Annotated in this window: 8 protein-coding genes and 1 pseudogene; 2 read left to right on the top strand and 7 right to left on the bottom strand. The window is 36.4% G+C overall.

Annotation, left to right across the window (positions count from 1 at the left end):
* Positions 1 to 173: 173 nt before the first annotated feature.
* From U8D43_RS08845 to U8D43_RS08835, 3 genes and pseudogenes are all read right to left on the bottom strand, one after another.
* Entirely contained in the window at positions 174 to 2,219 is a 2,046-nt protein-coding gene (locus tag U8D43_RS08845; protein ID WP_335870827.1) for a sigma 54-interacting transcriptional regulator, read from the bottom strand.
* A gap of 874 nt (positions 2,220 to 3,093) precedes the next feature.
* Positions 3,094 to 5,022 (bottom strand): endonuclease MutS2, encoded by a 1,929-nt coding sequence (locus tag U8D43_RS08840; RefSeq protein ID WP_335870826.1) that lies wholly within the window; start codon positions 5,020 to 5,022, stop codon positions 3,094 to 3,096.
* Between the two features lie 324 nt (positions 5,023 to 5,346).
* Positions 5,347 to 6,355, bottom strand: a pseudogene (locus U8D43_RS08835) (GGDEF domain-containing protein).
* Between the two features lie 450 nt (positions 6,356 to 6,805).
* Here U8D43_RS08835 and U8D43_RS08830 point away from each other — a divergent pair.
* Entirely contained in the window at positions 6,806 to 8,410 is a 1,605-nt protein-coding gene (locus tag U8D43_RS08830; protein ID WP_335870824.1) for an ABC-F family ATP-binding cassette domain-containing protein, read from the top strand.
* A gap of 76 nt (positions 8,411 to 8,486) precedes the next feature.
* Here U8D43_RS08830 and U8D43_RS08825 read toward each other — a convergent pair whose 3' ends face one another.
* Positions 8,487 to 9,359: a LysR family transcriptional regulator gene (locus U8D43_RS08825; RefSeq protein ID WP_335870823.1), complete on the bottom strand. Its 873-nt coding sequence runs from the start codon at positions 9,357 to 9,359 to the stop codon at positions 8,487 to 8,489.
* A 131-nt stretch (positions 9,360 to 9,490) separates the two neighbouring features.
* Between U8D43_RS08825 and U8D43_RS08820 the strand changes: the two genes are divergently transcribed.
* The gene (locus U8D43_RS08820) at positions 9,491 to 10,246 is read left to right on the top strand and encodes an NAD-dependent epimerase/dehydratase family protein (RefSeq protein WP_335870822.1); all 756 of its coding nucleotides are present in this window, start codon (positions 9,491 to 9,493) and stop codon (positions 10,244 to 10,246) included.
* Between the two features lie 473 nt (positions 10,247 to 10,719).
* Here the strand turns inward: U8D43_RS08820 and U8D43_RS08815 are convergent, their stop codons facing one another.
* The 3 genes from U8D43_RS08815 to U8D43_RS08805 all read right to left on the bottom strand — a co-directional run bounded on the left by U8D43_RS08815 (position 10,720) and on the right by U8D43_RS08805 (position 14,041).
* Entirely contained in the window at positions 10,720 to 11,214 is a 495-nt protein-coding gene (locus tag U8D43_RS08815) for a DinB family protein (RefSeq protein ID WP_335870821.1), read from the bottom strand.
* A 142-nt stretch (positions 11,215 to 11,356) separates the two neighbouring features.
* Positions 11,357 to 13,141, bottom strand: a complete 1,785-nt coding sequence (gene recQ, locus U8D43_RS08810; protein WP_335870820.1) for a DNA helicase RecQ — start codon at positions 13,139 to 13,141, stop codon at positions 11,357 to 11,359.
* 300 nt (positions 13,142 to 13,441) lie between these two features.
* Positions 13,442 to 14,041: an LbetaH domain-containing protein gene (locus tag U8D43_RS08805; protein WP_335870819.1), complete on the bottom strand. Its 600-nt coding sequence runs from the start codon at positions 14,039 to 14,041 to the stop codon at positions 13,442 to 13,444.
* Positions 14,042 to 14,303: the final 262 nt, after the last annotated feature.

Genomic DNA, 14,303 nt, shown 5'->3' with positions numbered 1-14,303 from the left:
ATATAGAGTCAATTACGCATGAAACTAGACAAGACAAAACCATTTCTTACCTATATTTTTTTCTGTTAAAAAATTCAGAAAAGTAAGTTATTAATCTAAAATAGGAATCCAGCCATCTTCTGTTTTGTTCAGTTTCTGGACAAAAATAAAAAAAGTGTCCAAAATCTGGACACTTATCGAGAGGGGGTGGATAACTTCTTTAATTTTTCATACAAAGACGATCGACTAATACCTAATAGTTCAGCTGCTTTTGATTTATTTCCCTTACTGACTGTTATGGCGTCTTCAATTGCATCCCATTGAAGCTCCCTCATCGTTTGATTTGAGGGTGATGGTTTGCTAGCTTGAACATGCATAATTAAATTATCGGGTAAATCTTCTTTCTGAATCTGTCCATGCTCAGCAAATGTCATAGCCCGCTCTATCACGTTGCTCAGCTCTCGAACATTTCCTGGCCAGTGATAGGATCTCAAATACTGAAGAGCATCCTTATTTATTCCCACCACACTTGTTCCTAGAATCGAATTAAAATGCTCCATAAAATGATGTACTAACAGCTCCACATCTGTTGAGCGATTCCGAAGCGGAGGAATATGTAAAGATATCACGTTGAGGCGGTAGTATAAATCTTCCCGAAAATCCCCTTCCTCAACTAGCCTCTCAAGCGGTTGATTGGTCGCCCCTATAATCCGAACATCTACCTTAACTCGTTTGGTACCCCCAACACGATAGAACTCCTTTTCTTGAAGAACCCTTAGCATTTTCGCTTGAAGGGTTAGTGACATATCCCCGATTTCATCTAGAAATAGTGTCCCTCCGTTAGCTAAATCAAATTTTCCAATTTTTCCTTTTTGTGCCGCTCCTGTAAAGGCACCTTCTTCGTATCCAAAAAACTCGGACTCTAATAATTGCTCTGGAATCGCAGCGCAGTTCACGGTCACAAATGGTTTGCTTTGCCGTCCGCTAGAAGCATGAATAGAATGAGCGAACAGCTCTTTTCCAGTTCCGCTTTCTCCACGAATCAAAATGGTCGAAAGTCCTCGCGCCGCTTTAATGGCTGTTCGAATCAATTTTTCCATTTCTTCATCTCTTGTTCTAATATGTTCCCATTGATATTGAGATGAATCTTTTTGCTTTAATTGATTTTTATAATATTGGACTTGGTTTTCCATTTGTTCTAGCTTTTTAAGCACTTTTTTCACTTCATCTAATTGACGATAAGTGACTTTCCCTATCGCACCTATGACTTCCCCATCTTCAATAATGGGAAGTCGGTTAACGATGTACTTGATTCCTTGAATTTCTAAGACGTCGCTGACTTCAGCGTGATGAGTTTGAATAACCGAGGTGATATTTAGTTGTGGCAACACCGATGAAATTGACTTACCTAAAACCGATTTCCGTTCAATCGAAAATAACTCGCACATCGGCGGGCTGATTAATTGAATTTCCCCCACTTTGTTCACCATGACAATCCCATCATAGGCATGTTCCATCGCTGTTTCTAACACATTTTTCATCTGTTGAACGACTTTTAATTCCGACGCCATCTCTTCTGCATCTGAAACGTCTTGAAGGAAGGAGATATAACCCTTTTGATTCAACCCTCTTTCAAAAGAGGACATCCGGAACAAAACGAAATGATCTTGTACTTTTAATCGTTTGATCTTTCCTTCATTTAATGAAGGGAAAAACTCATAAAGTTTTCTTCCTTCAAGAGTTTGCTGATTCAGTAACTGTCCTGCTTTTTCATTATTAAAAAGAATGGTGTATTGTTCATCTGTCATAATTGCCCCTAATTGAGAAGATTGAAGAATCTGTTGTAGTTGATAAGAGAAAGATTGAGTTCGTTGAAACAAAGCACTGATCATATCCGTTTTAGTGAATAGGCCAATCGGACGATGTCGATCATCTACCACAACACCCGTCCCTACTGAGCTGCTTCTCACATATGCCTCCACTTGATGATAAGGAGTGTTTTCCTCAATTGCCACCGCCTTATTTATGACGTAGGGACCAATGCAATCTTTCGCCCCCAGATGAGACAGAATCATTTCATGCATAGAAGTCCGCGTAAAAACTCCACAAAGTCTTCCCTCATGGTTAATCACGGGTATCACATTAAATTTTAATTGTTTCATAATTTTCACTGCTTTTTCTAGTGTGTCCTCTTTGGTTAATGCTATGGAAATACGGGTCATTATTTCTCGAAGTATCATCTGTTTCCCCTTTCATATCATCCTATCCTTCTTTTTGTCGTCAAATTTTTATTCATTTATTCTCACAGTGCATGCTGGTAAAAAGGCTGTTTTCGCAAAGTTTGTTACGTTTCGTATCAGTTTATTATCTATGATTTAGCTTTGTTTCGGGTATCATTTCAGGTGTAATCTCAAACAGAATGCCTAAACCTAGCTATTTTCAGTATTACTAGCTACAAACTATACAAAATTAGTCTTGCAAATTTAACTCTCATAATAGATTGCTTTCTTGCATATATCCTTTATGGAATATTTTTTCTTTCTACTTGTTAAGTTTCGCTAGCCCCTACCCATTTCCCTTCATCCATGGAAGAAGAAATCTGTGTAGATTTTCTGTTTATTTTTCGATTCCCCTCACCAATTCAGCCATGACAAAGTAGAAATCCTTAAAAAATTTGCTTTTTAAGAAAGTACTAGTGGCTGAGGGATGTACCCTAAAAAAGTTATAAATGATGAATTACCTCTGCTTCTTTCTGCTATCCCCAAGTAAGGTAGAGGCATCCTTGGTTAATTCAAAAGCTGTATTTATTCGCGACATGATAGGGAATACGGAGACTATCCGCCTCTAAATATTGTATCTCGACCCATATTGTTAGGTTACAATGCGCAACACTCATCGACCAAAATTTATCATTATGCTGCGCAACTCCCGATGGCTCCATCCCAGAAAATGGTCCAATAATATACAATCCATTCATTATTTCTAGATGATAATTTTCACAAAACATAATGAATGATCATGTTTACATCACTCTAAATGAAAGAGACCTCCACTTGGAAGTCTCTTTCATTGACGATATTAATCATTTGCCAGAAGTTTACTGTCCGAACCCCCTTACTCATCTTCTTTCAATATTTCCAGCCCCTCTATATGCCTTTTACTCATAAGGTGACTTTTTTTGCGTTCTTCTACCGATGAAAAGAGGATATCAAAATCGTAATCATCTGGATACAACTCTTGAGCTGAAATGTATAAAGTTAGGCGCTTATGGTTGTACTCTCGCTTTTCTCCTTTTACTTGAACAATATAGTGTCCTTTCTCTGAAGGACCTTCGTAAACGATACCCAATTCATCTTCACTTGGAATACGGACATTATCTCCTTTTTCAAATTTTCTCACATCCTTGACCTGCTGTTTTTCTTTCTTCTCTCTTCGCAGATATCGGTTCGATGCAAGTTGCTTTTCTTTGCGCTGACGTTCAATTAGGCTGTCATTTGTTTCAAATGTTTTCTCAAATTTATACGTAAGCCTATGAGCCTTTTCAATTATTTTCTGATGCATGCCGAGTTTAAGTGCGATTTCAAAGGCTTGACTGTCTCCCCCTTCGCCAATCAATAAGCGGTAAGTAGGTTGTAGTGTTTCTAAGTCAAACTCCATTGATCCGTTAATAAAGCCTTCTCGTGTGTTGGCAAATTCTTTCATTTCATTAAAATGAGTGGTGGCAAAAAGGGTGGCTCCTTTTTCATATAATTCATCTAGAATCGCAATGGCCAAGCCCATCCCCTCACTCGGGTCCGTACCTGATCCAAGTTCGTCAATGAGCACGAGCGAGCGATCATTCGTTTGGGCTAAAATATCGATAATATTGGTTATGCGCGAAGAAAAAGTACTCAAATTTTGTTCTATACTCTGACCATCACCTATATCTACATAAATGTTTTGAAAAATACTCAATTCGCTATTTTCACCCACAGGAACTAAAATACCGGATTGAATCATTATGGTTAACAAACCAATTGTTTTAATCGTGACTGTTTTCCCACCTGTATTAGGACCGGTGATGACCAATGCATGGGTGCCATTCCCTAGCGTTACGTTCAAAGGAACAGCATCTTCCCCTAGTAATGGATGTTTTGCATTATTGAGACGGATAACTTGTGATTCATTTAAAGCTACTTTACGTCCACCTATTTTTTGACTGTACTTTGCTTTGGCAAATATAACATCATAGGTGATCATCGTTTCAGTGGCAACGGCAAGAATTTGCTCATTGTCTTCCACTAACCCAGTCAAGTAATATAAAATATTTTCAACTTCCGATTGTTCGCGAAGGCTGAGTTCCTCCATCTTTGCTTGTTGAACTGCAATCTCATACGGTTCAATATATAAGGTCGATCCACTTGCAGATAGGTCGATGACAGATCCCTCGATTTTCTTTTTGTATTCTTTTTTTACTGGGATAACGTATTTTCCATTGCGTTGACTCACCATCTTCTCTTGTAAGTAGGGAGTATATTTTTTGGAATTTACAAGATTTTGCACTTTCTCATTCAATCGCTCTTTTTCAATGGTTAACTCTTTTCGGATTTTCAACAAAGGCTTGCTCGCGTAATCATCCACTTGACCATGACGAAGACAGCGTTGAATTTCATCTTGAAGATGCGGCAATTCTTCTATTGAATATACATAGCTTGATATCACCGGAGCAATATATTCTTTGTCTTTCATGAATCGTTTTAGCTTACTGGAGTGATCCAAAAATCCACTAAGTTTCACAAATGCATCGATTCGAAGAGGTACTCCCTTATTTAATCCTCCAAAGAGAGCACCCATCCCGTCTAATCCATGAATAGGCACGGATGAACTGATACCAATTACCGCTTCAGCTTCGCCAACTTCATTTATCCAAGCCTCGATTTTCTTTTTGTGAGATGAAGGCTTTAACGAATGAATTCTATTCTTTCCTTCTGATGTTAACGCATAAGAACTGATATCTTCTTTAATTTTTTCAAATTCTAGAACTTTAAGCATTTCTGTTTTCAATTTTTTTCCTCCTAAATTTAGATACAAAAAGACCGCAAAGAACAATGTCTATTGCGGTCTTTTCAAAAGATTGAACGAAAGTAACCAAAAAATCTGTATGAAAAAAGCTATGTCTGGAAGACACAGCTAAACAGAAAATCCGTTCAGAGCTATGTGATGACCATTGTTCTTAACTATCATTTCAAACCATAGGCAAAAACACCTTGTTTTCTAAGCAGAAATGACCGTATGAAATTACGGATTAGTTAAGAACGACACCTAACATAGAACAAACTCCCTTACGTTATAAATTCCTTTCCATCATAATCGCAAGATGCTTTTTTGTCAATTTACTAATACTGTTTCGAGAGCCGAATCATATTTAGACACTATGTTCCGGCCATTATGTTTAGAATGATAAAGGGCTTTGTCTCCTAATTCAATTAACGTTTTAGGATGCACCGTCATCGAAGGAAAGTGAGAAACACCAATTGATATAGTCAGAAATAACTTCTCTCCTGAGGTTAAGGTGAATGCATAATCTTCGCACAAGTTCGGCCAGTTTTAATCCGTCACATAGATTAGTATCTGGCATTAATATGCTAAATTCTTCCCCTCCATTGCGGGAGACAACGTCTTTCATTCTCGATTTTTTTAATAAAAGTGCCCCTAGCTGTTTTAAGACGTCATCTCCCTCATTATGCCCGTACGTATCATTGATTTTTTTGAAATAATCAATATCTAGCAACATAAATGAAAGATCTTCTTTTTTCTCTTTACGTTCGACGGTCAGTTGATTAAAAACTGAATCAAAATAACGGACATTTCCTAACCCTGTAAGAAAATCGGTGGATGATTGAGCTTCATATTTTCTTAATGTCTCTTGAGACGTTTTAATATATTCAAACACATAAACAACAACAAAACCAGAGACAAATGAAGTGACCCAATACGCAGGTAAAATGTTACTTGTCAAACTCCAATCTTTAAGAATCGCACTCAATATTACTGAAAACACGACGTTTGCATACAAAAGAAAAGAAAATATTTTAATATAAAGACGGAATTGAAAAAGGTTTAAAAGTAAAATGCCCACATAGACCAAAACCATTAAAAAAAGAGCACCAATTGCAGATGTAGTAATTCCAAAGAGAATAAAACGACCAGCAATGATCACGATGGTTGCCACTAGACCAGGTATCCAACCACCGTATAGCGTGGGCAATAATACGGCTATATGTCGTAAATCCACAATAGTTTCTTCCGTCACCTGAATACTATAGATCATAAGCATTATCCCTAGTCCGCCACTAGCCAAGCCTCGTAGCATCTTTTTCTGAATCGAAGAATTCATTGTAAGAAGATTATTTTTTAATATTTGAGAATAACCAAATAGGAGAGTCACGATAATCGTTATATTTACAAATAAATCACTAAGTACGTTCAAAAAATCACCTTTCTTTCTCTCTATTTCTGATTATAAGAATGAAAGGTCTTTTTGACTAATATTTATAGCCAAAAATGAACAATTGTGTAAAGTGTAATTGCTGATGCTATTGGAAAAAAAGAATAACTAAGAGGTGTTTTTGAAGAGGTTCCATGTGGGATTTTTCTTGTTTTTATTGATTTCAAATCCATCACTCTTTTCCATTTTAGTTCAACCTACTATTTTGCGGAACAGCAACTTTTTTTATTATATGCATACATCTTTGAATCGTTTACCATGAAATTGTAGTTTTTATTTTTTTCTTCCCGTGAAAGTGTTATAATACTTTAGATAAAGATATGGAGGATGAATATATACATGATTACTGTATCAAATGTCAGTTTGCGATTTGCAGATCGGAAACTGTTTGAAGATGTGAATATTAAGTTTAGCCCTGGAAACTGTTACGGATTAATTGGGGCAAATGGGGCAGGAAAATCAACCTTTCTAAAAATACTTTCAGGTGAAATTGAGGCTCAAACAGGTAATGTCTCTCTAGGTCCTGGTGAGCGTTTAGCAGTGCTAAAACAAGATCACTTCCAATACGATGAAGAAGAAGTGTTGAAAGTGGTCATGATGGGACATGCGCGTCTATATGAAGTCATGCAAGAAAAAGATGCGATTTATATGAAGGCGGATTTTTCAGATGAAGATGGTATGAAAGCAGCTGAACTTGAGGGTGAATTTGCCGAGTTAAATGGATGGGAAGCTGAGTCAGAAGCAGCTATCTTATTAAAAGGACTTGGCATTCAGGAAAACCTTCACACCAAAAAGCTAGCCGATCTAACAGGTTCTGATAAAGTGAAGGTTCTATTAGCGCAAGCACTATTTGGGCAGCCGGATGTTCTTTTACTTGATGAGCCTACTAACCATTTAGATATCGCAGCCATTCAATGGTTAGAAGAGTTTTTAATTAACTTTGAGAATACCGTAGTTGTTGTATCGCATGATCGTCATTTCTTAAATAAGGTCTGTACACATATTGCGGATTTGGATTTCAGTAAAATCCAGGTTTATGTAGGAAACTATGACTTTTGGTATGAATCCAGCCAACTGGCATCTAGGCTCACTCAAGATGCTAATCGTAAAAAAGAAGAGAAAATTAAAGAGTTGCAAGCCTTTATCGCTCGATTTAGTGCGAATGCATCTAAATCGAAACAAGCCACTTCTCGTAAAAAATTACTTGATAAAATTTCACTCGATGACATTCGCCCGTCTTCACGCCGTTATCCATATGTAGGATTCAATCCTGAGCGTGAAATTGGGAATGATTTGCTTCGTGTTGAAGGGATAAACAAAACGATTGATGGAGTAAAAATCCTTGATAACGTCAGCTTTATTATGAATAAGGACGACAAAATTGCGTTGGTTGGCGTAAATGAGATTGCAAAAACCACTTTATTCAAGATTCTTGCAGGTGAAATGGAACCTGATAGCGGATCTTTTAAATGGGGAATTACTACTTCTCAAGCTTACTTCCCTGCTGATAACTCTGAATACTTTGAGGGATCTGAGTTGCCACTAATCGATTGGTTACGTCAATTTTCTCCTAATGATCAGAGTGAAACGTTTTTACGTGGTTTCTTAGGAAGAATGCTCTTCTCAGGTGAAGAAGTAAACAAAAAAGCTAGTGTTTTATCTGGTGGAGAAAAGGTCCGATGCATGCTTTCAAAAATGATGTTAAGTGGTGCCAATGTGTTGCTTCTAAATGAACCAACTAACCATTTAGACCTTGAATCGATTACTGCTGTCAACAACGGCTTAATCAGTTTTAAAGGATCCATGATCTTTGCCTCTCACGATCACCAATTTATCGAAACAATTGCTAATCGTGTAATTGATATTCATGACAATGGAACGATTACTGATAAGTTAATGACCTATGACGAATATTTAGAGTATAAAAAAACATCCGTTTCTTAAGTTAAACTAAAAACGCTCTGGGAGATACTCTCTGAGCGTTTTTAGCTTGTGAAAATTTTTTCGCTAGGTTCTATATCTATGACAAGCCAGCAACTCTTTCTTTTGTAACTTCTAAAAAATAGTTAGCCGCTGGAGATGCTGGCTTTCGGACTGCAAGGCTAATGCTCCGAAAAGCATTTGGATCAAGCGGTATTGCCTGAATAGAATTTACAGACTTAGGAATAACCATTTCAGGTAATATACTTATCCCTAAGTTATTAGCTACCATAGAAATGACCGAACTTTCATTCATGTTTTCAAATCTAATTTGTGGAGTTATCTGATTCGCATTAAAAATCCCCAAAATGTCTTTGTAGCATTGATAAGTTGGCATGATAAATGGAGATTTCTCAAGGTTTTGAATTGAAAGTTGATTTTCATTCGATAACGGAGATTCGGTTGAAAGGACAGCTAAGAGCCTATCTTTCTTTAAATTTATGACTTCAAATGATTCTAAGTGGTCAATATTATTTAAAAACCCACAATCTATTTCCCCATACTGTAGCCACTCAACAATCTCGTCATAATTTCCTTCCATTAATTCGATAAGCAAATGAGGAAACCTTTCCCCCATTACCTTGATAATATCAGGAATCCAGGCTGCAGAGACACTTGAAAAAACACCCACTCTTACTCTTCCTTTTTTCAATCCATTGATAGCATCTACCTCTTGATGGAGCATATCATTGTAGTACAAAATTTTTCGAATATTAATTAATAGTATTTCTGCATCTCTCGTCAACTTAATTTTGGAATGACTGCGAATAAATAACGGGAAAGAAAATTCTCTTTCCAAACTTGTGATTGCATGACTCACTGCTGATTGGGTAAATCCTAGCACTTCAGCAGTTTTTGTAAAGCTCTTGAGTTCAGCTACTTTAGAAAATATTTCGTACTTCGCTAAGGACACTATCTTTCCTCCTCATGAATTATATTCATATATACCATTAATTTTATTCGCTTTCTTCATGACTTACAACCACATATACTAGACATATCATTTCATTTATGAAATTTTTAGTTTTTCGAGGAGGAGAAAAAATGCAAAACATATTAATCACAGGCGCAGCAGGTAAGATTGGAAATGAAGTTACATCGTTTTTAAGCAACCAGAAGAATTATCAACTGAGGCTTTCAGATTTGAATATTTCTGCTTTAGAAGGTTATAAAGGCATTCATGAAGTTATACCATTAAATGTTTCCGATTTGAACGCATGTCAAGAGGCTTTAAAAGGAATCGATATTGTGATTCACTTAGCAGGTGATCCATCGCCGGATGCAGATTTTTATCAATCTCTTTTGGAAAACAATATAAAGGGCACATATAATATTTTTAGAGCTTCAAAAGATAACTCTGTAAGCAAAGTCATCTTCGCATCTAGCGCTCAAACGATTGAAAATTATCCTCTCGATTACCAAATTCACCCTTTTTCACCTGTTAGACCTAAAAACATGTATGGAGTTAGTAAATGTTTTGGAGAAGCTGTTGCTGCTTATTTTGCTTATACTGAGGGTCTGCAAAGTATTGCAATCCGTATCGGAGCGTATGATGACTATAAAGAGGGTTTAGACAATCTTTCTGCTCGCGATATGAGTGCCTATCTCAGTCCTAGAGACTTTAATGATCTTCTTTTACAATCTCTAGCAGCCACCGATTTATCGCCTTTCTCGATATTGCATGGTGTTTCAAATAATCGATTTAAAAGACTTAACCTTGAAGAAACAAAGGGATTGGTTGGCTATAGTCCGAAAGATGATGCATTCGAATTAAATAAGATACCACTTTTCGATCATTAATTGTAACTAAACCTCAGATAGATAAAATTCACATTTCGATAGTAGTTACATGCTCGAAGATGTCAAACAATTTTGGACATTCCCTCTTTTATTGAATTTTAGCAGAGAGAATGTCCTATGATTTTTCAATGCTAACAACCATTCTTTTGAACGAATGGTTTATGCCAATTAATAATGACCGATTTAAGAGTAAGTATGATTTGATTTAAATAAACCAATCACTATCAATAAACCTTCAGCAAAGTTATTACAGAAACCTCTAATATACACCCTTTTAGCCAAGACTATTTGTACTTTTTGTAAAATACAAATACTCGAAGCAGAAAATTAGCACTACCTGTCAATGGGTTAAAAGCTGTTAATCTCCAATAGTTCTGACCTATAAAAGAATCATACATCTTTTTAACAACCTTTGATTCGCATTTGATATAATTCTAATCGATTGATATTTGTTCGAATTCAGGTTGAAAAATTCATTGTTTATCTTTTAATTCTTGAATTTGTTCTAAGTGTCTCTTTTCGTGATATCCAATAAAAGACACCCACTGGTCTAGTCTGATCAAACCAAACACTGGATGAACAGAACCTCTGGCTTCTAAGAGACTTCTATTTGTTTGGGATAGTACCAAAAGAAGTTTCCTACGTGAATTTTGAAGTTTGTTTTTTATTTCTTCAAAGGTGATCGATTGTTCTCTAGGATAAACAAATGATGGAGCATCTACTTTTATGGACCGATTCACGGTGTAATGCACAGGTTTGGCTTCAAGAAATTGAGTCTCCTCAGATGCTATGGTAGATCGTATAATTTTTGTAACATTTTCTTCCATTAACACTAAATGATGTAGAACTTGCATAATGGTCCATCCGTCTTTTTCAATTTCTTCATTCAATTGAGCATCAGATAAGCCATCAATCTCTTGGAGCAGTTCTAGTCGTGCATCCTTTAATAACATTAATTCTGTTTCCACCCTTACCTCCTCCTTTTAATCCATTATTAAATCGGGTACATTGGTTTTCATATGTTATTTAGAGGATGCATAGCAAAATAATTTGCCATTTCCCATTTAACTCCTTCTTCAAATAGGGGGATCATACTCAATTTTCTCTATTTTAGACAAAGGATTCTCTGTTTTGATATTCAACAATACATTGAATGAATAGGTTGCCGTATTTTTCTTGTTTTTGAATACCTACTCCTTTAATGTCCAAAAACTTTTCTAAATCTGTTGGTTGATTTGAACTTAATTCCCGTAGAGTTTTATCTGAAAATATGACGAATGGTGGAACTCCTTCTTGTTCAGCTAGCTTTTTGCGAAGATGTCGAAGGTTCTCAAATAAGTCATCATTTACCGTGATTTCCTTCGCTTTCAACGCCTCTTTCCGATAGATTTTCTTTTCACCCTTCAGGACCTTTTTGCCTGAATTTGTTACTTTGAGAATCGGGAGCTTGCCTGCTATCACTTCAATCAACCCTTGTGAGATAAAATAGTCAATTAGTCTACTCACTTCTTTTTGGGGACGCCCCTTCATTAGTCCATAGGTAGATAAGGATTGAAAGCCAAAGGTCGATATCTTCTTATTTTTTGATCCTGTTAAAACGTGAGCGATCATCGTATTACCAAAGCGCTCCCCCATCCTAAGCATACAGGAGAGAACCATTTGAGCTTCTTTCGTAATCTCAACTTGTTCTCGGTTATCTTGGCAATTTCCGCAGCTTCCACATGCAGGATGATCTTCCTCCCCAAAATAATTCATAATAAAGGTATGGAGGCAATTTTCAGTGTGGCAGTAATCTATCATGTATTGAAGTTTTTTTAATTCAGCGTTTTTGAGTTGTTCCTGACTTAATGATGAATCAATTAGAAATCGTTGAATCTGAATATCTTGAGGAGAAAACAACAAATAACATTGACTATCTTCTCCGTCTCTTCCTGCTCTACCAGCTTCTTGATAATAACTTTCCATGTTTCTAGGCATTTGATAGTGAATGACATATCGAACATTAGACTTATTTATACCCATCCCAAAGGCATTGGTAGCAACCATCACTAATGTTTCATCTTGAAGGAATTCTTCTTGCATCTCTTTCCTTTCTTGATGGGACAATCCACCGTGATACTTCCCGCAATTAATACCCTGTTGTTGTAATTTTTTGTGCAATCTTTCCGTTTCTTTTCTCGTTGCACAATAAATAATTCCGGACTCCAATTGATTTTTCTTTGTAAATTCCATTAAAAAGCGGTCTCGGTCTTGATCTTTAATCACCGAAAAAGCTAAATTTGGTCGTTGGAAACCCGTTATTAAACAATTTTGGATTGGGATATTTAGTTGATCGCATATATCTTTTCGAACCTCTTCGGTTGCTGTAGCCGTTAAAGCAATGATTCTTGGAGTTTGAGTCAGTTGACTTAATAGTGTTTTGATTTTCATATAGCTTGGTCGAAAATCGTGTCCCCATTGTGAGATACAGTGGGCTTCATCGATTGCTACCAATGGGATATTTACTTCCTCTAATTCTTGTAAAAAGGACGGAATTTCAAGCCGTTCTGGGGCAATATAGATTAGCTTATACTCACCCTGCTTTAAATTGTGAATTCTCTCCTTTGTCTCACGCGCAGACAATGTGCTGTTAATAAATGTAGACGGAATCCCCATAGCAATTAAGGCATCTACTTGATCCTTCATCAGCGAGATTAATGGCGAAATAACTACTGTCGTTCCTTCAAACATAAGCGATGGAATTTGATAACAAAGGGATTTCCCTCCACCTGTGGGCATGATAACAGTCGCTTTCTCTCCCTTTAAGACCATCTTAATTGCTTCTTCTTGGCCATCACGAAATGAATCGTACCCATAATATTTTTTTAAGTATTCTTGCGCAATCGTAAAATTCATATCTAATCCTTTCTCGTTTCAGCACAATTAATTTACTTTTATTTTACTATAAAACCTCTCTTTACGCTTTCTTTATGGCATAAAAGATCTGCACCTTTTTTTATGTATCATGAAGTATTCAGATTGAATTTGAAGGCAATCAACCTCTATGATAGATGTTACATTGAAGGAGATACAGTAAAAAATCCCATTGGTTTATAGCTATCACGATTTCCTTGCTGTCTCGAAAACAGTCTTGAGTAAAACTGTGGTCTCCCCTTTCGAAAGTCTATAATTACTTGGCATAAAAAAGTCCTCCGCTTAGAGGACTTTGGTGTTTAAAAGGGACAACTCGATATTCTCCTTATAATTCTTTCTAATTCTCATGTAAAAATCTACGATTTTCTCATTAAGAAACTGGTATTTTTCAGGTACAACTGGCAATCCATCTGCTTGTGCTTGGGAATATACATGTTCACGATGACCAACAAACCGTCCACAAGGAATTTTTACGTTGTTGGCAATTATTGCTCCATGCATCACGACACATGAACTCCCTATCTCTGCTTGGTAAATAAGAACGTTTTGCCCTATTAATGAATTCTTTCCTATAGATAAAGGACCATGAGCCATTGTATTTTCTAATATCGTAACATCATCATCTACATATAGGCTGTATTTTTGAATCCCAATTTCAACAAATCTCAATGGTTGACACTGAAGCAAACTATGATCGTGGATATTCGCCCTCTCTCCGATATAGATTGGATAAGAATCATTTCCTTTAATCAGCGTACCACAACCTATATAAGCTAGCCTTTTTACGTTAACTTTCCCCATGAGGACGGATTTCGGGCCAATCACAGATGAACGGTGAATTGAAGGGATCATTTCTAGATCTCCTTCATTCGAAATACCCATGAAGTGAATTCCCCCTTTTAATTCATGTATATGAATGGGAATTCGTAATAAAACTCTAAGGTATTACTTTATTCAATAGCTCTAATTGTAAAATTGGTTGATTCTAACACAAAGAAAATAGATCACCTAATCCTGTAACGTATAGATTTTACCATTTATACAAAAAGCAATATTCACTACTTAAACAGCCGATTGAGTCAAGAATTTGTTGGCGGAATTTATTCCCAACGATAAGCGGTAAGCGGATTCATTTTTAAAGGGT

This window comes from Bacillus sp. 2205SS5-2 (genome assembly GCF_037024155.1).
In the GTDB taxonomy this organism is placed as follows: Bacteria; Bacillota; Bacilli; order Bacillales; family Bacillaceae_K; genus Bacillus_CI.
Note: the sequence above shows the minus strand (reverse complement) of the source record. Positions and strands in the feature narration are given on the sequence as shown.